An 18,414-nucleotide genomic window follows, 5' to 3' on the forward strand; every position below is an offset into this window, starting at 1 on the left:
TGCCCCGTCAACCCTGCATTGACTTTGATTCGGACTAACGTGCGTGGATCCACCCTGAGAAATGACTGTGCGAGGGGATCTTCTGTGACCAGCACGACCGTCCGAGCGGTGATCGAGGCGCCCCGGAGGGCGGAACGGTCGGCGCCGCGACAGCCGTCGAGACTCCGGGCCCTCGACGGCCTGCGACTGGTGGCCGCGCTGATGGTGGCGGCCTATCACTACGGCGGCCGGGGCGGCGAGGTCACAGCGGCCTGGGGCAGTTCGGCGAAGACTCAGTTCCCCACGCTGCACTCGTACTTCGCATACGGCTGTCTGGGCGTCCAGATCTTCTTTGTGATCAGCGGATTCGTGATCTGTATGAGCGGCTGGGGCCGCCCGCTGAAGTCGTTCTTCGCCTCCCGCGCCTCCCGGCTGCTGCCCGCCTACTGGGTGGCGGTCGTGCTGGTGACGGCGGTCTTCGCGCTGCCGGTGGTGGCCTTCCAGGCGGTGTCCCCGAGCGACGCGCTGCTGAACCTGACGATGCTTCAACAGCCCTTGGGCGCGGACCGGGTGCTCGGCGTGTGCTGGACGCTGTGGGCAGAGGTCCGCTTCTACGCGCTGTTCGCGCTGTGCGTGGTGCTTCCGGGGGCGACCCGGCAGCGGGTGATCCTGTTCTGCGCGGGCTGGACGCTGGCGGCGGTGCTCGCCGAGGCCGCGAACGAGCCGCTGCTCGACCTGATCCTGATGCCCGAGTACGCGCCGTTCTTCATCGGCGGCATCGGCCTCTATCTCGTCCACCGCGACCGGCGGGACGCCTACGCGTGGGGCATCGTGGGCGTGAGCTGGCTGATCGGGCAGCACTACGCGGTGCAGAACCTGTGGCGTCCGCCGAGCCCGGACGCGTTCGCCAACCGGACCTCCTACGGGATCGCGCTGGTGGTGACGCTGGGCTTCGTGGCGGTCGCGGCGATCGCGCTCGGCTGGCTGAACCGGGCCGACTGGCGCTGGCTGACCGTGGCCGGGGCGCTGACGTACCCCTTCTACCTGGTCCACGAGCATCTGGGCTGGGTGGTGATCGACGTGCTGCACCGGGATCTGGGGCTGTCGTCGTCGACGACCTTCGCCCTGACGATCGGCTCGATGCTGCTGCTGGCCTGGCTGCTGAACCGTTACGTCGAACGCCCGTTGACGCCGCGGCTCAGGAAGGCGCTGGCCCGCTAGGTCCCGTACCGCGCCGCAATGCCCGCGACCACCAGCGCCAGCCCCTCCTCGAAGTGCTGGTCATAGCCCTCGAACATCTCCGCGCCCGCCGCTGCCGACAGAGGGAAGTCGGCCAGCAGGCGGGCGCGTTCGGCTACGTCGTAGCCCTCGCGGCGCTCGTCCGGCAGCGGCTTGACGCCCTGCTCCTCGGTGACGAAGCCGAGGGTGTACGCGTACGTCGTCGCCGTCGCCCGAACCGCCTGGGCGAGGCTGAAGCCGGCGGCCGTGAACAGGCGCAGGTTGTCCTCCATCTGCTCGGCGTGCTCGATGCCGGTGAAGCGTGAGCCGCTGAAGACCTTGGCGCCGTCGCGGTAGCCGAGCAGGGCGGTACGCAGCCCCCGGTTGGTCTTGAGCAGGCGTTCCTGCCAGGTGTCGGCGGGGTCGAGGGAGGCGCCCGCCACCATCCGGCGGTACATCTCCGTCGCCATCTCGTCCAGCAGGGCCTGCTTGTCCTTGAAGTGCCAGTACAGGGCCGGGGCCTTGACGTCGAGCTCCCTGGCGATGGCGCGCAGGGTCAGGCCGTCGAGGCCGACCTCGTTCAGGAGCTTCAGGGCGGTGTCGGCGACCCGGGTGCGGTCGAGGGGCGCTCGGCGGTCCGTGTTCACGCTTGACAGCTTAACGCCGTTAAGGCCATCCTCGTACTCGGCTGCACTTAACAACGTTAAGGAGAAATAGCATGAATACCGATGTTTTGATCGTGGGCGCGGGGCCGACCGGTCTCGCCCTCGGTGTCGATCTCGCCCGGCGTGGGGTGGACGCGGTGGTGGTGGAGCGGGCCGAGGGGCTGTTCCCCGGGTCGCGCGGCAAGGGGATCCAGCCCCGCACGATGGAGGTCTTCGACGACCTGGGCGTGCTGGACGCGATCCGCGCGGCGGGCGGGAACTACCCGGTCGGAATGATCTGGCAGGACGGGAAGCGGGCGGGCGAGCACCGGATGTTCGACCCGGCCGAGGCGACGGAGGACTCGCCGTACACCGAGCCGTGGCTGGTGCCGCAGTGGCGGACGCAGGAGATCCTGCGGGCGCGGCTGGCGGAGCTGGGCGGAAAGGTCGCCTTCGGGCGGGAGATGACCGGTCTCGCGCAGGACGCCGAGGGCGTGACGGTGCGCTTCGCGAACGGCCCGGACCTGCGCGCCCGCTACGTCGTCGCCGCCGACGGAGGCCGCTCGACCGTGCGGCGTGCGCTCGGGATCGGGATGACCGGGGAGACGGTGGACCCGCAGCCGATGCTGGTGGCGGACGTCAGGATCACCGGCCTGGACCGCGACAACTGGCATGTCTTCCCGCCGCGCGGGGAGGGCGAGGGCTTCCTGGCCGTCTGCCCGCTGGCCGGCACGGAGGACTTCCAGGTCGTCGCCCAGTTCCCGGAGGGCGCCTCGGTGGACCTCTCTCTGGACGGCATACGCAAGACGGTGGCCGCCCGCTCCCATCTCGCCCCCGAGGACGTCACCGAGGTGCGCTGGGCCTCGGACTTCCGGCCGCGCGCGGCGCTGGCGGACCGGTTCCGGGACGGGCGGGTCTTCCTCGCGGGGGACGCCGCGCACATCCACTCCCCCGCCGGCGGCCAGGGCCTCAACACCAGCGTGCAGGACGCGTACAACCTGGGGTGGAAGCTCGGGGCGGTGCTGCGGGACGGCGCGGACGCGGCGCTGCTGGGCACATACGAGGAGGAGCGGCGGCCGATCGCGGCGGACATGCTCGGCCTGTCGACGAGCGTGCACCGCGGCGAGACGCGGCGCGGCGAGGCCACGCGCCAGCTGGGCCTGGGCTACCCGGACTCGTCACTCACGCAGGAGACCCGTACGGCCCCCGCCGCGCTGCGCGCCGGTGACCGCGCGCCCGACGGCCTCCTGGACGGCGTACGGCTCTTCGACGCGTTCCGGGGGCCGCACTGGACGCTGGTGGCGGTGGGCGTGGCGGCGCCGGAGGTGCCGGTGCGGGTGGTACGCGGGGCGGCGCAGGAGTCGTACGGCCGCGGGCTGTTCCTCGTACGGCCGGACGGCTACGTGGGCTGGGCCGGGGACACCGGGGCCGGGCTCCAGGAGTACCTGGGCCGGTTCGGGCTCTAGGCGCCCGCGAGCGACAGCTTCACCGCGAACCCGAGGAACAGCGCCCCCGCCGCCGAGGTCGCCCCGGCCGACAGCCGCTTGCGCCGCCGGAAGGCGCTCGCCAGCTTGGTGCCGCTGAATATCAGGGCGGTGAGGTAGAGGAAGCTGGCGAGCTGGGCCAGGGCCCCGAGGACGACGAAGGACAGGGCGGGGTACGCGTACCCCGGATCGACGAACTGCACGAAGAAGGCGACGAAGAACAGGATCGCCTTCGGGTTGAGCAGGCTGATGACGAACGCCCGGCGGTAGGGCCGCTCGTCCGCCGCGGTGACCGGGGTGTCGTCCACGCTCGGCTCCCGCCGCGCCCGCCACATCCCCCACGCCGCCCGCAGCATCCCGACCGCCAGCCAGGTCAGATACCCGGCGCCGGCGTACTTCACGATCCCGAACAGCACGGCGTTGGCCTGGAGCAGCGAGGCGACTCCGGCGGCCGACAGCGTCATCAGCACGGTGTCCCCGCACCAGACACCGGCAGCGGCGGTGTACCCGGCGCGGATGCCCTTCCGGGCGGCCACGGAGAGGACGTAGAGGGAGTTGGGGCCGGGCAGCAGGACGATCAGGATCAGGCCTGCGAGGTAGGTGGGGAGATCGATGACGCCGAACATGAGAAGGAGTGTCGCACGGGGGTACGACACTCCGGTTCGGGCCTGCGCTACTCGTCGCCGTCGAGGAGGGTGTCGACGGAGAGGTCGAGGGTGACGCCGACGGACTCGGGGACGGGGACGGTCTGGCCTCGCTTGTAGCGGAGGGGGGCGGGGTACTTGCCGTCGGCCGGCTCCGTGAACAGGAGTACCTCGTCGTGCTTTCGGTCGACAACCAGGTACACGGGGATGCCGGCTTCGGCATAGACCTCAGGCTTTATGAGTGTGTCGTCCGACCAGTTGGAGGAGGTCACCTCCAACACCATGCGGAAGACATGCGGGGCGTAGCAGTTCTTCTGGACGAGTGCGTCAGCAATGTCGGCCTCGACGATCGCCAAGTCCGGAATCGCGTAATCCGCCGATCCGGTCGGCAACCACAGGCCGATACCGGGACGAACCTTGAGACCCGCCTCTTTCGCCCCAGCCTGCCTGAACGCATAGCCGACCTCGAACACCGTTCCCTGGTGCGGCTCATCCGGAGGTGGTGACACGATGAGGCTCCCTCGAATGATCTCCACGCGGTGTCCGGGCAGCCAGCTGGAGACACGATCTGCGGCTTCGGCGATCGTCATCTCACGCTCTATCACAGCCACGGCAACCTCCTTTCGGGAGCACTCTTCACGAGAGTAACCGGGGGCGGGCGCTTTCCGCCCTCGATCACCCATTCGAGGGAATCGCCGAGCTCAGAAAGCGTCCGAGGGGACATACGTCCCCCAGACCTCCCGCAACGCGTTACAAACCTCGCCCACCGTCGCCCGCGCCCGCAGCGCGTCCTTCATCGGGTACAGGACGTTGTCCTCGCCCTCGGCGGCCTTCTTCAGGGCCGCGAGGGCCGTGTCCACCGCCTGCTGGTCGCGCGCGGCGCGCAGCTTCGCCAGGCGCTCGGCCTGCTGGGCCTCGATGGCGGGGTCGACGCGGAGCGGCTCGTAGGGCTCCTCCTCGTCGAGCTGGAAGCGGTTGACGCCGACCACGACCCGCTCGCCGGAGTCGGTCTCCTGGGCGATGCGGTAGGCGCTGCGCTCGATCTCGTTCTTCTGGAAGCCGTGCTCGATGGCCGTGACCGCGCCGCCGAGGTCCTCGACCTTCTTCATCAGCTCGACCGCGGCCGCCTCGACCTCGTCCGTCATCGTCTCGATGACGTAGGAGCCCGCGAAGGGGTCGACCGTCGCCGTCACGTCCGTCTCGTAGGCCAGGACCTGCTGGGTGCGCAGGGCGAGGCGCGCGGACTTGTCCGTGGGCAGCGCGATGGCCTCGTCGAAGGAGTTGGTGTGCAGCGACTGGGTGCCACCGAGGACCGCCGCCAGGCCCTGGACCGCGACGCGGACCAGGTTGACCTCCGGCTGCTGCGCGGTCAGCTGCACACCGGCGGTCTGCGTGTGGAAGCGCAGCATCAGCGACTTGGGGTTCTTCGCGCCGAACTCCTCGCGCATCACCCGGGCCCAGATCCGGCGCGCGGCACGGAACTTGGCGACCTCCTCCAGGATGGTCGTGCGGGCCACGAAGAAGAACGACAGACGGGGGGCGAAGTCGTCGACGTCCATGCCCGCCGCGACCGCCGTGCGCACGTACTCGATGCCGTCCGCCAGCGTGAACGCGATCTCCTGCGCGGGTGAGGCGCCCGCCTCCGCCATGTGGTAGCCGGAGATCGAGATCGTGTTCCACTTCGGGATCTCGGCCTTGCAGTACTTGAAGATGTCGGCGATCAGCCGCAGGGAGGGCTTCGGCGGGAAGATGTACGTCCCGCGCGCGATGTACTCCTTCAGCACGTCGTTCTGGATCGTGCCGGTCAGCTTGTCGGCGCTGACGCCCTGCTCCTCGCCCACCAGCTGGTACATGAGCAGCAGCAGCGCCGCCGGCGCGTTGATCGTCATCGACGTCGACACCTTGTCCAGCGGAATCCCGCCGAACAGCACCCGCATGTCCTCGACCGAGTCGATGGCCACCCCGACCTTGCCGACCTCGCCGTGCGCGATCGACGCGTCCGAGTCGTGGCCCATCTGGGTGGGCAGGTCGAAGGCGACCGACAGACCCATCGTGCCGTTGGCGATCAGCTGCTTGTAGCGGGCGTTCGACTCCGTCGCCGTGCCGAAACCGGCGTACTGGCGCATCGTCCAGGGACGGCCGGTGTACATCGACGGGTACACACCGCGGGTGAAGGGGTACGCCCCCGGCTCACCCAGCTTCTCGGCCGGGTCCCAGCCCTCCAGGGCATCCGGCCCGTAGACCGCCTCGATGGGCAGTCCGGACTCCGACTCGCGTGCCATGGTGTGTTGCCTCCCGCCGAGCGGTTCGCTCGCTGCTTACTCACTGGTACAGACCGACCCTTCGACGGACTGTAGCGGCGTGGTGCGCACCCGGTGGAGAGGAGCACGCTGGGACCTTGCTCACAGCCGCGGTGCGGCCCCGGTCACAACAATGCACCGCCGTTCGCAACCGGTCATCCGCGGGGAGACATCTCAGAGAACACCGGCAGCCGCCGGTGTGGACGACGGGGGGCCGTGATGCGTATCAGGGGCACGAGGAGATGGACCGGCGCGCTCGCCTCGGCGGCGGCGCTCGCCGTGGTGTGCGGCTGCACGGTACAGGCGGCCGACGGGGAGGGCGAGCAGGGGTCACCGGTGCGCATAGATGTCCCCAGCAGTACGCCGTCGAAGACGCCGAAGGACGACAAGGGCGACGACAAGCCGAGCGGCTCTCCCGCGCGCGAGGCGCCGAAGGTGCTGTGGGCCCGCGGTGACACCGGCCGCGACGTCCGTGAGCTCCAGGCCCGGCTGCGCCAGGTGGCCTGGCTGTTCGACGGGCCGACGGGCACGTACGACGATCTGACGGAGCAGGCGGTCAAGGGCTTCCAGGGCAAGCGCGGACTGCCGCGAACGGGTGAGACCGACACCGTCACCTGGCAGCGGCTGCTGCGGATGACCGACGAGCCGGGCCAGTGGGACCTGTATCTGATGGGCGGGCAGCCGGCCGCGGAGCCGGACCCGCGCTGTACGACCGGCCGGGTGCTGTGCATCGACAAGACGAGCCGGACCCTGCGCTGGATGATCGACGGACGGACCGTCTCGACGGTGTCGGTGCGCTTCGGCTCGCAGTACACGCCGACGCGCGAGGGCGTGTTCCAGGTCTACTGGAAGTCCCGCCACCACCACTCCACGCTCTACGACTCGCCGATGCCGTACGCGATGTTCTTCAGCGGGGGCCAGGCGGTGCACTACTCGTCCGACTTCGCGGCACGCGGTTACGCGGGCGCCTCGCACGGCTGCGTCAACGTACGGGACGAGGCGGCCATCGCGGAGCTGTTCGCGCAGGTGAGGAACGGCGACAAGGTCGTCGTGTCCTGGTGAGGCGGTAGAAGAGTGGGGCGCGGGCGGGACCGGGGGAACGTGTCCCGCCCGCGCCGTGTGCACGAGCCGTAGGTACGGGGGGAACCCCGGCTCCGTGCGACGGCCGATGACCAGTCGGCTCATTCAGTACTGCGTGCGGGGGCGGGAAAACGTCACACCCCGCGCGAAAAAACTTCAACGATCTACGAACGCGCAGGTCAGCGGGCATGTCGGCGTGTCTTGGGCGAGCCGTCGGGGTGGTGGTCGTTGCCGTTGCCCCGGCCGGGCCGGTGGCCTTCGTCGTCACCGTCCTGGCCGTTCGGGTCGTCCTGCCCGCTGCCCTGGCCGCCGGTCTCGCCCTTGCCCTTGCTGTTGCCGGCGTCGGACGACTCGCGGTCGCCGAGGACGCCCGCGCAGTACTTCGACACGCGCGCGGAGCCGCCCGCCGCGCCCTCCAGGGCACGTCGGCGGTCGGCGCTCAGGTGCTTGCCGTCGCGGATGTCACGGCAGGCCGAGGCCACGTTCCCGCTCCAGCCGCTGCCGTTGCCGCGGCCCTCCTGCTCGTCGGCCGAGGGGCCGGCGCCGGGGGCCGAGCCGCTGCCCGCGGTCTCCCGCGAGGACGGCGCGCCGTCGGGTGTGGGCTCGCTCTCCCCGGCGCCGGCCGACGGCGGTGACACCAGCGGGCGCTCGGGCGTCACGGCCGCCGTGACCGAGACGGCCGGGGTCGGTTCGTCGTTGCCGAACGGCGTGGGCAGCACTCCGGTTCCGGCCGCGACGGCGACCCCGCCGGCCATGCCGAGGGCCAGCGCGGCGGCGAGCCCGAGGCGCACCGGGCGGCCCCAGCGGGGGCGGCGGGCACCGTGGGCGGGGCTGCCGATCCGGACGAGCCCGGCGTCGGGGGACTGCGGGCGGACGGGCCGGCCGAGGCCCGGCGAAACGTCGGTGCGGGCGGCCCGGAAGGCGGCCAACGCGGCGGCCTCGCCGGGGAGTTCGGCGCTGCTCAGCGGGCGTTCCGCGGTCAGCGCCTCAAGCGTCTTGGCAAGCCGTTCGGCCTCGCCCCGGTCGGCCGCGTCGACAGCTTCGAGTGACCCTCCGCTCAGCAGACGTTCCGCCATCTCGCGGTCCAGCCACCTGTACTGCTCGTCGGCCATCACACATCCTTCTGCGTCCGCGCACGCGTATGCGTCACACTCGCGGACGTCACCGCGCGACCGCGCGGTTCTCGCTGAGGGGGCAGGGCGTCGAGGACGCCCGCCGATTCCGGATCGAGTTCCGGATTGTCGCCGAGCAGTTCGGCGAGTCGCTTCAGACCGCGGTGCGCCGCCGTCCGTACGGCACCCGGCCGCTTGCCGAGGGTCTCCGCGGCCGTCTTGGCGTCGAGGCCGACGACCACGCGCAGCACGACTGCCTCGGCCTGGTCCTGCGGCAGCCGGGCGATGAGGGAGAGCGTGCCGTCGGTGGCCAGGGCCTCCATGGCCTCGCCCGCGGTGTCGGACGCCGCGGCCTTGCCGGTGAGCTCCGACTCGTCGCCGCCGATCGCGGGGCGGCGGCCGCGCATGCGTATGTGGTCGAGCGCCCGGTTGCGGGCTATCCGGGCGGCCCAGCCGCGGAAGCGGTCCGCGTCGCCGCTGAAGCGGTCGAGGTCACGGGCTATCTGGAGCCAGGCCTCGGAGGCGACGTCCTCGGCGTCCGGGTCGCCGACCAGCGTCCGGACGTATCCGAGCAGCCGCGGGTGCACGGAGCGGTACACAGCACGGAACGCGGTCTCGTCCCCGTTCTGTGCCGCAAGCACCGCGGTCGTCAGCTCCGCGTCGTCCCCCAGCACCCGTTTTCCTCGGTCGATGGTCGCGGTGATCAGTCAACTGTCCCGCCCGGCGCGAATGGCACGTTACGACCTGAAACCACTGCTCGTCCATGTCCGTACAAGGTGCAACCAACTCGTGACGGGGTGGGCGGTGACAGAAGTCGGGGTGGGGTGTGACAGAAAACGCACTCATGGCGCTGTAGGAAGTACGGGCCGCCGCGCGGCCCGTGCCGCGCGACGGCCGGGGCCTCTCCTGTGGGGGGTGGCGGCCCCGGCCGTTGCCTCGGCGGCGTATTCGCGGGGCCTGACAGGTGTGGAGACCGGGGCGCGCGGGGTTTCAGTTCCTGTTGTTGCCGGTGCCCTGGTCGGCCTGGCCGTTGTCGGCGTTGCCGGAACCGTTTTCGGCGTTGTCCGTGCCGTTCGTCGCCTCGTCCACCGGGGGCACCGGTGTGGCGGTCCGGCTCGGCCTGGCCGAGGGCGTCGCCTGCGCGAGCTGCTCGGCGCAGTACGCGGCGACCTTCCCCGCACCGCCCGCGGCCTCGACGAGCCGCTGCCAGGCCGCCGCGTCCAGGGCGTTGCCCCGGCCGTCGACCTGCTCGTAGACCCGGCACTGGGCCTCGGTGTCCTGCGCGGTGTCCGGGCGTTCGGTCTGCGCGGCGCCGGGGGTGCGCGAGGACGGGTCGCCACCGGGCTGGTCGGCGGCGCCCGCGGACGGAGTGGGTGCGGCCGGGCCGTCGGCGGAGTCCGAGGAGGAACCGGTCGTACCGATCGCGGCGACCGCGACCCCGCCGAGGGTGAGGCTCGCCACGAACAGGGAGAGCGTGGCCTTCAGCGAGCGCGACGGGCGCCGCTGCGCGCGGGGCCGCCAGTCGTCCCGGCGCCGGGTGCGGGCCCGGTGCGCGCCGGCGGCCCGGGAGGCCCGGTACGCGGCCACAGCCCGCTGCTCGCCCTCGGCGTCCAGGTGCTGGCTGCGGATGGCGGCCGCGAGCAGCGCCTCCAGGGCGGCCTCGCCGGCCGCTGCCCGGGAGCCGGACGCGGCGCCGTCAGGGTGCGCACGCCGACGGCCGGAGGGACCGCCGTCGCTCAGCCGTTCACCCATGTCCGATTCCGTTCCTGTCCGACCTGTTCGACTGATGTGGCCCAGGGCCCTGACGGGGCCTGTGGGACCTGTGCGAGCCGCGCGTACCCAGGGGTGTGCGCTGCCTCCGCGACCGGTGCTGTGCGTGGTGCCTGTTGTGCATACGGGCCCGGAGGCCGTCCCGCTTCCGCCGCGACGCCTTCGCTTCCGCCGCCGTTCATTTCGACTCCCCCAGCGTCCGGGGGCCGCCATCCGTCACACCTTCGACGCCCAGCTGGGCGGCCAGGCGCTTCAGACCCCGGTACGCGGCGGTGCGCACCGCGCCGGGGCGCTTGCCGAGGACCCGGGCCGCGGCGGGGCCGTCGAGACCGACGACGACCCGCAGCAGCACGGCCTCGGCCTGGTCGCGCGGCAGGCCGCGGACCAGCTCCAGGGCGTACTCGGTGGAGATGGACTCCAGCGCCTGGTCGTGCGTGCTGTGCGGACCGGGCAGGTCGAGCACGTCCTGCTCCGTCGCCGTCGCCCGGGGCCGCACCTTCTGCCGTCGCAGATGATCCAGCGCCCGGTGCCGGGCGATGGTCGCGCTCCAGCCCCGGAAGCCCGCCCCGTCGCCCTTGAAGCGGCCCAGGTCACGCGCGATCTCCAGCCAGGCGTCGGAGGCCACGTCCTCGGCGTCGTCACCGACGATCCCGCGCAGATAGCCGAGCAGTCCGGGCTGCACGATGCGGTAGGCGACCGCGAAAGCGGCCTCGTCACCTTCCTGGGCCCGCGCGACGGCCGTGCCCAGCTCCCCGTCGTGCGCGTGCACGCGGCGGGGCTCCCCTCCTTGGCCCAAGAACTGTCCTAGTCCGTACCGAGTTCATGGCGGATCCGCACCGTGCGGCGCAGGCGCCTCTTGCCCACGTCCCCCACGGTCAACAGCGCCGGGATTCACAGAAGTGTCACAGTGGCTCCGTCATCCCACCGCTTCCGGGAGCGCGATCGTGCCTTCGTAGGGTCCCGAGTTCCGCTCCGTCACCTCCTGGCTGTAGCTGATGGTTTGCTCGCCGTAGGGGACCGTGAAGGTGCAGCGGAAGACGTGCGCGGTGATCCGGTGCGTCCTCGCGTCGAGTACGACGGACTCCTCCGCGCGCTCCACGGTGATCGCGCTCTCGTCCGCGGTGACCCCCGAGGACCGCAGCTGCTCCAGGGTCGGCGTGTACTCCCGCAGCGCCTTCTCCACCACGCCCTGGTCCCGTACGTCGGGCAGGGCGGCGGACGACGCCGTACGGACGCGCAGTTCGACCCGGCCGTCCGAGCGGACGACGGTCACCTCGTCGCCGTACTCCCGGAACGCGTCGAGTGCCGCGAGCGGGTCCTCGGTCTTGTTGGCGATCTCGGGGTCCGACAGCGGCCCCTGCTGCCAGCCCGCGCTGCCCTCCTTGACGTAGCCCGTGCCGTCGACGACGTAGACCTCCTCGGCGACGTCCCCGCTCGGGCGGTGGCTGGTGCCGGTGGAGTGCAGGGCCCAGGGCTCGTCCGTCGTACGGCGGACCGTCGCCTCGTAGGAGGCGGAGTTCCGCTCCGCCCCCAGGTCCAGTCCCTCGCTGCCCCGGACGGAGAACGTCCAGCCGTGCTGTGCGGACATCGCCTTGTCGGCCAGGTCGAGGAAGTCGGCGGCCGTGGTGGGCTGTTCGGCGGGCGCGGCCTGTCTGCTGGGGGCGGTGGTGGGAGCGGACTCGGGTGCGTCCTCCGCTCCGCAGCCGGTCAGCGCGGCCCCCACCAGGAGCGCGGTCAGCGCGCCGCGAAGCCCCCTCATGCGACGGCCCGCCGGGCCCGGCCGTGCAGGGTCAGATAGAAGGTCTGGAGGGATTCCTCGGGGCCGGCCTCGAAGCGGTTGAGCACCTTGCCGAGCGGGTTCCAGATCCGGCCGTCCGGCATCCGTACGCCGAGCGGCTGCCCGAAGTAGGACCGCTGCCGGTCGTCGAAGTCCACCCACTGGGCGCCCGCGCGGCGCACCAGCACCTCACCGACGTACGCGCCGAGCCCGAAGAGCGTCTCGCGCACCTGCTCCCGGTCGGCGCCGCCCTTGCGCAGTCCGTCGATCAGGAAGTCGACGACCCGCAGGCTGGCCACGGAGTAGTCCAGGGGCAGCCGGTTGCGGGCGGTGACGCGGGCGACGAAGGCGACGGTGTGCCCGCGTATCTCGTTCGCACACGGCACACGCGTGTCCACCTGGTCCATGGGTCCCGCCCCTTCTCGATCCGCGGAAGAACCCTCGCGACTCCCCCGCAGCTTCAAGCGGCTGTCGGCACACGAACATCACGCCTCACAGCTGTGGTCATTGCCACACATGAATTTCACAGGCGGCGTACAACCTTTTGCGGTGGTGACGTTTGGCCCGGACTTAACGCTGAGTCAAGAGCATGCCTGTGTGACAGGTGATGCGCTCATGACCAGTTTCTAGGGGTGGGGTAGTTGAGTCCTCGCAGGACCCATGCGTACAAACCGCTCAGTCTGAAGAGACGCGCCTGGATGACCATCGGGGCCGTCGTACTGAGCGGGGCCGGCGTCGTCACCTACGCGATGGCGGACCCGTCCGCGCCGTCCGACGACAAGGCGGAGCAGCGCGAGCCGGCCGTGCACACGCTGAAGCTCAAGAACGAGGGCTCGGGCCGCAAGGGCCTGGACAAGCAGGACACCGAGCTCTTCAGCGCCGTCGTGGTGACCTGGGACGACCCCGAGGCCGAGGCCAAGGGCACGCCCGAGGTGCGCACCCGGGACATCGAGACCGGCAAGTGGTCCGCCTGGCAGGAGCTGGCGCTGGAGCCCAGCCAGGCCGACGGCGCCGAGGCCGAGCGGGCCGGTCTGCGCGGCGGCACCGAGTCGATGTGGACCGGTGAGTCCGACGGCGTCGAGGTACGCGTCGTGAACGCCGACGGCACCGAGGTCGGCGGCCAGCCGGCCGGCATGGACGTCAAGCTCCTCGACCCGGGCACCGACCCGGAGGACGGGGTCGAGCCGGCCGCGTTCGCGGTGGAGGAGACGACCGCGCCGGCGGAGACGACCGCCCCCGTGGAGACGACCGCCCCCGTGGAGAGCCCGTCGGAGACGGCTTCGGCGTCCCCCACGGAGACGGTCTCCTCGTCTCCCACGGAGACCGCCACCGAGTCGGCGTCCCCGAGCGCCTCCCCCACCCCGACCTCGACGGTCCCCCCGGCCCGTCCCTCCACGGTCGTCAAGCCGCCGGTCATCACCCAGGCCGAGTGGGGCGCGTCGACGGACTACAACGGCACACCGAGCTACGGCACCGACATCAAGGCCGCCGTCATCCACCACACCGGCGTGGACAGCGACAACAAGCTCTCCTGCGCCGAGTCCCGGGCCCGGATGCGGACCATCCAGCAGGCGCACTTCTCGCAGGACTACTTCGACGTCGGCTACAACTTCGTCGTCGACCGCTGCGGCCAGATCTTCGAGGGCCGCAGCGGCGGCATGGACCTGCCGGTGATCGGCGCGCACGACGCCGGCTTCAACACCGACACGCTCGGCATCTCCTACATCGGCAACTTCGAGACGGCCCAGCCGAGCCGCGCCGCGCTCGACGCCATCGCGCGGGTCGTCGCCTGGAAGTTCGGCATGTACGGCCTCGACGCGACCTCCAAGGTCACGCTGACCTCCCGTGCGCCGCTGAACTGGAGCGGCAACAAGGTCCCGGAGGGCCAGCAGATCACCCTGCCGCGCGTCTTCGGCCACAAGGACACCAACGCCACGGCCTGCCCCGGCGCCAACCTCTACCCCAAGCTGGGCGGCATCGCCACGCTCGCCAAGACCCCGGGCATCTCGCACGCCCTGGCCACCACCGACGTCAACCGCGACGGAGTCAGCGACCTGGTCGCCGGCACCCCGGCGGCGAACCGGGTCACCGTGGTCCCCGGCGGGACCGAGGGCCCCGACACGTCCGCGCGGATCGGCCTCACCCAGAACAGCGCCGGTGTCCCCGGATCCTCCGAGACCGGTGACGCCTTCGGCACCTCGACCGCCTGGGGCGACGTCAACGGCGACGGCCACGCCGACCTCGCGATCGGCTCCGCCGGCGAGGACGACACCAGCGGCAACGCCGACCGCGGCCAGGTCACGGTCATGTACGGCCCGGCCCTGAACACCGGCTTCTCGTACACCACTTCCGGGGTCACCGCGGCCGGCGCCAAGCTCGGCTCGGCGGTCACCGTGGGCGACTTCAACGGCGACGGCAAGGCGGACGTCTTCTCGGCCGGCACCGGCCAGGGCGGCAACTACAACGTCCGGCTGACCGGCGGCGCCACCACCTCCGGCACCCTGACCACCGCCACCGGCGCGGTCGCGTACCTCGACGCCACGACCGGCGACTTCAACCGGGACGGCTACGCCGACGTCGCCCTCAACTACCGCGACTCCGGCAAGATCGGCCGCGTGGTCCGCTTCGCGGGCTCGGCCACCGGTCTGACCAAGGCCGGCGTCCTGTCCGTCAAGGGCGGCCGCTCCATCGCCGCGGGCGACTTCAACAACAACGGCTACGACGACATCGTCATCGGCCAGCCGGTCGCGTCCGAGTCGGGCGGTGTGTCGGCCGGCCAGGTCACCATGCTGTTCGGCACGTCGAGCGGGTTCACCACGACCGGGATGAAGGTCGTCCACCAGGACACCTCCGGCGTCCCCGACACCAACGAGTCGGGCGACTCCTTCGGCATCTCCGTCTCGGCCGGCGACGTCAACGCCGACGGCTACGCGGACGTTCTCGTCGGCGCGCGCGGCGAGGACCTCGTCCGCAGCGGCGTGAGCTACGCCAACGCGGGCAGCGCGGTCCTCGTCAAGGGCAGCTCCTCCGGCCTGACCGGCACCGGCGCGGTGACGATCTCGCAGGACACCACCGGCATCCCCGGCACCGCCGAGGCCGGCGACCAGCTGGGCACGTCGGTGTCGCTGACGGACCTGTCCGGCTACGGCCGCGCGGACCTCACCTTCGGTGCGGACGGCGAGGACGGCACGGACGGCATCCTGCTGCACCTGCCGAGCAACTCCACGGGCCTCGGCTACAGCGACGCGGTCATCTACAGCAAGACCACGCTCGGCACCCCGACGGACGGGCGCCTCGGGCAGGTGCTGGCGCCGTAACGGCGTCGGCCCACAGATTCGGCCGGGGTCCCGCCCACTGCACGGGACCCCGGCCGCTTCACGTCCGGGGCGCGCCGCTCAGGGCGTCGCGGCACAGCAGCCGCAGCGAACCGTCGGCGGTGAAGCACCGGCGGGCCTCCTCGATCGGGTCCCACAGCCGGCCGTCCGGGGTGCGGATCCAGTGGTCGCCGCCCGACGCCCACCACTCGGCACCGGACTGACGGACGATCACCTCACCGGCGTACGCCCCCAGCCCGCGCAGCACGGTCTCCACGGCGGCGTACGGCGTGTCCTCGCGGCGCAGGTCGTCGATCATCCGGTCCACCCGCCACAGGCTCTGCGCCGAGTAGTCGAGGCGCACCCGCGCACCCTCGCGCATCGTCGCCACCGCGTCCGCCGCCCATCGTGCGGGCTTCGCCGCAGCTGAGGGCCTGGTCTGCTGCTCTGCTGTCGTCACATCGACAAGAGCGTGGCGGGGGTGCGTTTCGTCACCCGGATCCTGCTCGTTCCCCGGGACCGGTGCAGGACCGCCCCATCGCCCCCACGACGGTCACAGGAACCCCTCGGCGACGGGTGTGACGCCTGGCGGCTCCCGTGCGCTCCAGTCACTGATGAGTACGTACTTCCATCTCCGCGCGGTGCCGCCCCCGGCGCTGCGCAACAGCGCGACATGGTTCCAGCGGCTGTTCGCGGACGACTGGAACACCGTGCGGGAGCGGATCGGCCGGCATCGGGAGGAGGTACTCGACAAGGGGTACCTCCACCACGAGCTCCTCTATGCCGGCGTCCCCTCGCGCCAACTGCCGGACGGCCCGCGCGCCCATGTGGTGCTGGGCGGCCGCCCGATCACCCCGGCCGACCCGTCCCTGCCGCCGTTCCTGCTGCTCACCGCCGCGCAGGCGAACCGCGTGGCCGAGTACCTGGTCCAGGCCGACTTCGACGAGCTGTGGCGACACGCGCGCGAGGAACTGCTGCGCCCGTACGGCATGCCCGACGCGGAGCAGACCCTGCGGGGCGCCTTCGCGTCGGCGCACCGGGACCTGACCGCCTTCTACAGACAGACCGCGCAGTACGGCGACGCGGTGGTGAAGTGGCTGCTGGTCTGAGCCCGGACCGGCTCAGGCACGTCCCCGCGCCCTGCGGGACACCACCGCGCGCAGCACGCGCCGTCCCTCGGTGGACACCTCCAGCGCGGGCCGCAGTCCGCCCGCACCGTGCCCGGCGAGCAGCTCCAGGACGGTGACCTGGCGGCGCAGTTCGGCGGCGACGAGCGGCGACATGCCGTCCGTACGGCCCTCGCGGCGGGCGTCGACCGAGGAGGCCTCGTCGTCGACGGGATCGAGCATGCGGTGGATCCGCAGCGAGGCGACGGAGCAGGCGTCGGCCCACACCCGCACCTCGGCGGCGCCCCGGTCGGCGGGGGCTGCGGCGAGCATCCGGCGGGCGAGGACGACGGCCTCGTCCTCGGCGGAATCCTCCGTGCCGTCGAGTTTGCCGCGCACCTGCTCCAGCCGGTCCGCCCAGTCGCCGGGGCCGGCCGCGGGAGCGAGGCTCGCCCACAGGGGTCGCAGCAGCTCGTCGTCTCCGCCCAGCAGGGGAACGCACCGATCCAAACAAGCCAACCCGCTGGCGGCCAGTCCGCGTTCGTCGGCCTGAGCGATCAGCTCCACCAGACTCATCCAACGCCTCCATCGCCTGCGGTTTCCCTAACGGAGCCCGCACTTCCCCTTACTGCGTGCAACGGCCCCGGAGTGTCACAGGGGCACCACACCGAGCCGGTCGAGCAGCCTGAAGAAGAGGTTTTCGGCCAACGGGTCGGGGTCGGCGGTCAGTACCTCCAGCAGCGGTTCGGCCGCCACTTCGTGCCCGGCCTCGGCGGCCCAGGCGACGGCCCGCTCGGCGGCGTCGCGCGGCTCAAGGAAGTAGTCCTCCAGGGTGAGCCCCTCCTGACCGGCGCTCAGCCGGCCGGCCATCGCGGCCCGCGCGAGACAGGTCGTCCACGCGCCGCTCTCCGGCGCCGCCGCCTCCACGACCACACAGTCGCTGTCCATGACGTATCCGAACAGCGCCGGTGACCCGGTCCGGTCCGCGAGGGCGTTCATGCTGCCGACCTCGCCCTCGCTGCTCGGGTACTCCCACACCTGCCATCCGCCCGGCGCCTCCTGGCGCAGGGTCATGTCCCCGGCGCCGACCGGCACCTCCAGCTCCGTCAGCGGCCGCTCCGCGCGGCCCACGACGAAGTACCCCCAGTAGCCCATCTCCGGTCCCCCCGGCTGTTCGGTTCGGCTCGGCCCGAATACACCACAGCCGTACGCCCGTTCGCAGCCGTATCGGACAATCCGCCCTGTCAGGCGGGCAGCGGGGCCGGTCCGGCCAGGGCCTTCGCGTGCTGCATACGGGTCAGCCGGAGCACTACGGCGATGGCGAGGGCGGCGGCCGCAATGTCCAGGACGTCCGCGAGCAGCATCTGCTGCACGGCGTCGTGCATCTCCTGGGCGGTGTCGGCGGCGCGGTCCTGACGGGATGCGGCCCGGCCGGCGAGCAGCGAGAGGATCCACAGCGTCCACCAGGCGTTGACCAGCCCGTGCGAGCGGGGCGCGCCCCACGGGCTGCTGGCATCCCAGATGTCCAGCGTGATGCGGCGCGGGAACCACAGGTTCACGACCGGCGTGAACCAGCCGCCGATCGCCCAGCCCCGCTTCTTGCTGTGCCCGAACGGGTTGAACACCTCGGCGTTGACCCGCACGCGGTGGAACCAGCACAGGAACAGGACGATGCTGGTGATCAGCGCGGCGGTCTGAGTGATTCCGGCCGTGGAGTAGAGCCGGTCCGCGCGGTCGATCCGCTCCTCGGTGACGGCCCCGAAGCCGTCGCCTGCCAGGTCGCCCGTCACGTCACGCATGACGACGTCCGCCCAGACCGCGAACAGGTCGGCGGCGATGACCAGTCCGAGCCCGCCGACGGCGGCCCACCCGAGCCCGATGGGCGAACGCAGCCAGGCGGCAGGGGCAATGGGGTGCTGGGGATGGGTCTTCTCGATCACAAGTGCGAAACCTACGGCCGCCCACCCCGAAGGTCCAGTCCTTTGC

The 18,414-nt window shown here is 71.7% G+C and carries 19 protein-coding genes; 5 read left to right on the forward strand and 14 right to left on the reverse strand.

Annotated features, from left to right (window positions below):
- The first annotated feature begins 108 nt into the window (after positions 1-108).
- Positions 109-1,200 (forward strand): acyltransferase, encoded by a 1,092-nt coding sequence (locus AB0Q90_RS36785; protein WP_363165126.1) that lies wholly within the window; start codon positions 109-111, stop codon positions 1,198-1,200.
- Here the strand turns inward: AB0Q90_RS36785 and AB0Q90_RS36790 are convergent.
- Complete coding sequence (locus tag AB0Q90_RS36790; protein WP_363165110.1) at positions 1,197-1,844, reverse strand: TetR/AcrR family transcriptional regulator C-terminal domain-containing protein; 648 nt, start codon at positions 1,842-1,844, stop codon at positions 1,197-1,199. The genes AB0Q90_RS36785 and AB0Q90_RS36790 overlap by 4 nt on opposite strands.
- A 71-nt stretch (positions 1,845-1,915) precedes the next feature.
- Here AB0Q90_RS36790 and AB0Q90_RS36795 point away from each other — a divergent pair, with 71 nt between their 5' ends.
- Positions 1,916-3,307 (forward strand): FAD-dependent oxidoreductase, encoded by a 1,392-nt coding sequence (locus AB0Q90_RS36795; RefSeq protein WP_363165109.1) that lies wholly within the window; start codon positions 1,916-1,918, stop codon positions 3,305-3,307.
- On the opposite strand, the gene leuE is transcribed toward AB0Q90_RS36795, so the two are convergent.
- The 3 genes from leuE to AB0Q90_RS36810 form a co-directional block, all read right to left on the reverse strand.
- Positions 3,304-3,951: a leucine efflux protein LeuE gene (gene leuE / locus AB0Q90_RS36800; RefSeq protein WP_363165108.1), complete on the reverse strand. Its 648-nt coding sequence runs from the start codon at positions 3,949-3,951 to the stop codon at positions 3,304-3,306. The genes AB0Q90_RS36795 and leuE overlap by 4 nt on opposite strands.
- A 47-nt stretch (positions 3,952-3,998) precedes the next feature.
- Entirely contained in the window at positions 3,999-4,580 is a 582-nt protein-coding gene (locus AB0Q90_RS36805; RefSeq protein ID WP_363165107.1) for a Uma2 family endonuclease, read from the reverse strand.
- A gap of 90 nt (positions 4,581-4,670) precedes the next feature.
- A complete protein-coding gene (locus tag AB0Q90_RS36810) occupies positions 4,671-6,251 on the reverse strand; it encodes a methylmalonyl-CoA mutase family protein (protein ID WP_363165106.1) in 1,581 nt (526 codons plus the stop codon).
- 237 nt (positions 6,252-6,488) lie between these two features.
- On the opposite strand from AB0Q90_RS36810, the gene AB0Q90_RS36815 reads away from it, so the two are divergent.
- Positions 6,489-7,331: a L,D-transpeptidase family protein gene (locus tag AB0Q90_RS36815; protein ID WP_363165105.1), complete on the forward strand. Its 843-nt coding sequence runs from the start codon at positions 6,489-6,491 to the stop codon at positions 7,329-7,331.
- A gap of 197 nt (positions 7,332-7,528) precedes the next feature.
- Here AB0Q90_RS36815 and AB0Q90_RS36820 read toward each other — a convergent pair whose 3' ends face one another.
- The 6 genes from AB0Q90_RS36820 to AB0Q90_RS36845 all read right to left on the reverse strand — a co-directional run bounded on the left by AB0Q90_RS36820 (position 7,529) and on the right by AB0Q90_RS36845 (position 12,415).
- Entirely contained in the window at positions 7,529-8,461 is a 933-nt protein-coding gene (locus AB0Q90_RS36820; protein WP_363165104.1) for a hypothetical protein, read from the reverse strand.
- A complete protein-coding gene (locus AB0Q90_RS36825) occupies positions 8,461-9,135 on the reverse strand; it encodes an RNA polymerase sigma factor (protein WP_363165103.1) in 675 nt (224 codons plus the stop codon). Before AB0Q90_RS36825 ends, AB0Q90_RS36820 begins: the two co-directional genes overlap by 1 nt.
- A 316-nt stretch (positions 9,136-9,451) precedes the next feature.
- Positions 9,452-10,213, reverse strand: a complete 762-nt coding sequence (locus AB0Q90_RS36830) for a hypothetical protein (protein ID WP_363165102.1) — start codon at positions 10,211-10,213, stop codon at positions 9,452-9,454.
- Positions 10,214-10,409: 196 nt separating this feature from the next.
- Entirely contained in the window at positions 10,410-11,027 is a 618-nt protein-coding gene (locus tag AB0Q90_RS36835) for an RNA polymerase sigma factor (protein WP_363165101.1), read from the reverse strand.
- 120 nt (positions 11,028-11,147) lie between these two features.
- A complete protein-coding gene (locus AB0Q90_RS36840) occupies positions 11,148-11,990 on the reverse strand; it encodes a hypothetical protein (RefSeq protein WP_363165100.1) in 843 nt (280 codons plus the stop codon).
- Positions 11,987-12,415, reverse strand: a complete 429-nt coding sequence (locus AB0Q90_RS36845; RefSeq protein ID WP_363165099.1) for a hypothetical protein — start codon at positions 12,413-12,415, stop codon at positions 11,987-11,989. Before AB0Q90_RS36845 ends, AB0Q90_RS36840 begins: the two co-directional genes overlap by 4 nt.
- Before the next feature lie 291 nt (positions 12,416-12,706).
- Between AB0Q90_RS36845 and AB0Q90_RS36850 the strand changes: the two genes are divergently transcribed.
- A complete protein-coding gene (locus AB0Q90_RS36850; protein ID WP_363165098.1) occupies positions 12,707-15,325 on the forward strand; it encodes an FG-GAP-like repeat-containing protein in 2,619 nt (872 codons plus the stop codon).
- Between the two features lie 58 nt (positions 15,326-15,383).
- Here the strand turns inward: AB0Q90_RS36850 and AB0Q90_RS36855 are convergent, their stop codons facing one another.
- Positions 15,384-15,782 carry a hypothetical protein gene (locus AB0Q90_RS36855; protein WP_363165096.1) on the reverse strand — a complete coding sequence of 133 codons (399 nt, stop codon included), beginning with the start codon at positions 15,780-15,782 and terminating at the stop codon, positions 15,384-15,386.
- Between the two features lie 154 nt (positions 15,783-15,936).
- On the opposite strand from AB0Q90_RS36855, the gene AB0Q90_RS36860 reads away from it, so the two are divergent.
- Complete coding sequence (locus AB0Q90_RS36860; protein WP_363165095.1) at positions 15,937-16,431, forward strand: DUF1877 family protein; 495 nt, start codon at positions 15,937-15,939, stop codon at positions 16,429-16,431.
- A gap of 12 nt (positions 16,432-16,443) precedes the next feature.
- On the opposite strand, the gene AB0Q90_RS36865 is transcribed toward AB0Q90_RS36860, so the two are convergent.
- The 3 genes from AB0Q90_RS36865 to AB0Q90_RS36875 form a co-directional block, all read right to left on the reverse strand.
- Complete coding sequence (locus tag AB0Q90_RS36865) at positions 16,444-17,004, reverse strand: hypothetical protein (protein WP_363165094.1); 561 nt, start codon at positions 17,002-17,004, stop codon at positions 16,444-16,446.
- A gap of 75 nt (positions 17,005-17,079) precedes the next feature.
- Complete coding sequence (locus AB0Q90_RS36870; protein ID WP_363165093.1) at positions 17,080-17,583, reverse strand: hypothetical protein; 504 nt, start codon at positions 17,581-17,583, stop codon at positions 17,080-17,082.
- 89 nt (positions 17,584-17,672) lie between these two features.
- Positions 17,673-18,368 carry a DUF4328 domain-containing protein gene (locus tag AB0Q90_RS36875; protein WP_363165092.1) on the reverse strand — a complete coding sequence of 232 codons (696 nt, stop codon included), beginning with the start codon at positions 18,366-18,368 and terminating at the stop codon, positions 17,673-17,675.
- Between the last annotated feature and the right edge of the window lie 46 nt (positions 18,369-18,414).

Source organism: Streptomyces sp. NPDC079141 (assembly GCF_040686775.1).
Lineage (GTDB): Bacteria > Actinomycetota > Actinomycetes > Streptomycetales > Streptomycetaceae > Streptomyces.

What these genes read in the sequence shown, in the direction of transcription:
- AB0Q90_RS36810 (WP_363165106.1), bottom strand. Translation starts at nt 6,251, where the DNA reads ATGGCACGCGAGTCGGAGTCCGGACTGCCCATCGAGGCGGTCTACGGG.
- AB0Q90_RS36865 (WP_363165094.1), bottom strand. Translation starts at nt 17,004, where the DNA reads ATGAGTCTGGTGGAGCTGATCGCTCAGGCCGACGAACGCGGACTGGCC.
- AB0Q90_RS36840 (WP_363165100.1), bottom strand. Translation starts at nt 11,990, where the DNA reads ATGAGGGGGCTTCGCGGCGCGCTGACCGCGCTCCTGGTGGGGGCCGCG.
- leuE (WP_363165108.1), bottom strand. Translation starts at nt 3,951, where the DNA reads ATGTTCGGCGTCATCGATCTCCCCACCTACCTCGCAGGCCTGATCCTG.
- AB0Q90_RS36830 (WP_363165102.1), bottom strand. Translation starts at nt 10,213, where the DNA reads ATGGGTGAACGGCTGAGCGACGGCGGTCCCTCCGGCCGTCGGCGTGCG.
- AB0Q90_RS36820 (WP_363165104.1), bottom strand. Translation starts at nt 8,461, where the DNA reads ATGGCCGACGAGCAGTACAGGTGGCTGGACCGCGAGATGGCGGAACGT.
- AB0Q90_RS36870 (WP_363165093.1), bottom strand. Translation starts at nt 17,583, where the DNA reads ATGGGCTACTGGGGGTACTTCGTCGTGGGCCGCGCGGAGCGGCCGCTG.
- AB0Q90_RS36850 (WP_363165098.1), top strand. Translation starts at nt 12,707, where the DNA reads ATGACCATCGGGGCCGTCGTACTGAGCGGGGCCGGCGTCGTCACCTAC.
- AB0Q90_RS36860 (WP_363165095.1), top strand. Translation starts at nt 15,937, where the DNA reads ATGAGTACGTACTTCCATCTCCGCGCGGTGCCGCCCCCGGCGCTGCGC.
- AB0Q90_RS36845 (WP_363165099.1), bottom strand. Translation starts at nt 12,415, where the DNA reads ATGGACCAGGTGGACACGCGTGTGCCGTGTGCGAACGAGATACGCGGG.
- AB0Q90_RS36795 (WP_363165109.1), top strand. Translation starts at nt 1,916, where the DNA reads ATGAATACCGATGTTTTGATCGTGGGCGCGGGGCCGACCGGTCTCGCC.
- AB0Q90_RS36815 (WP_363165105.1), top strand. Translation starts at nt 6,489, where the DNA reads ATGCGTATCAGGGGCACGAGGAGATGGACCGGCGCGCTCGCCTCGGCG.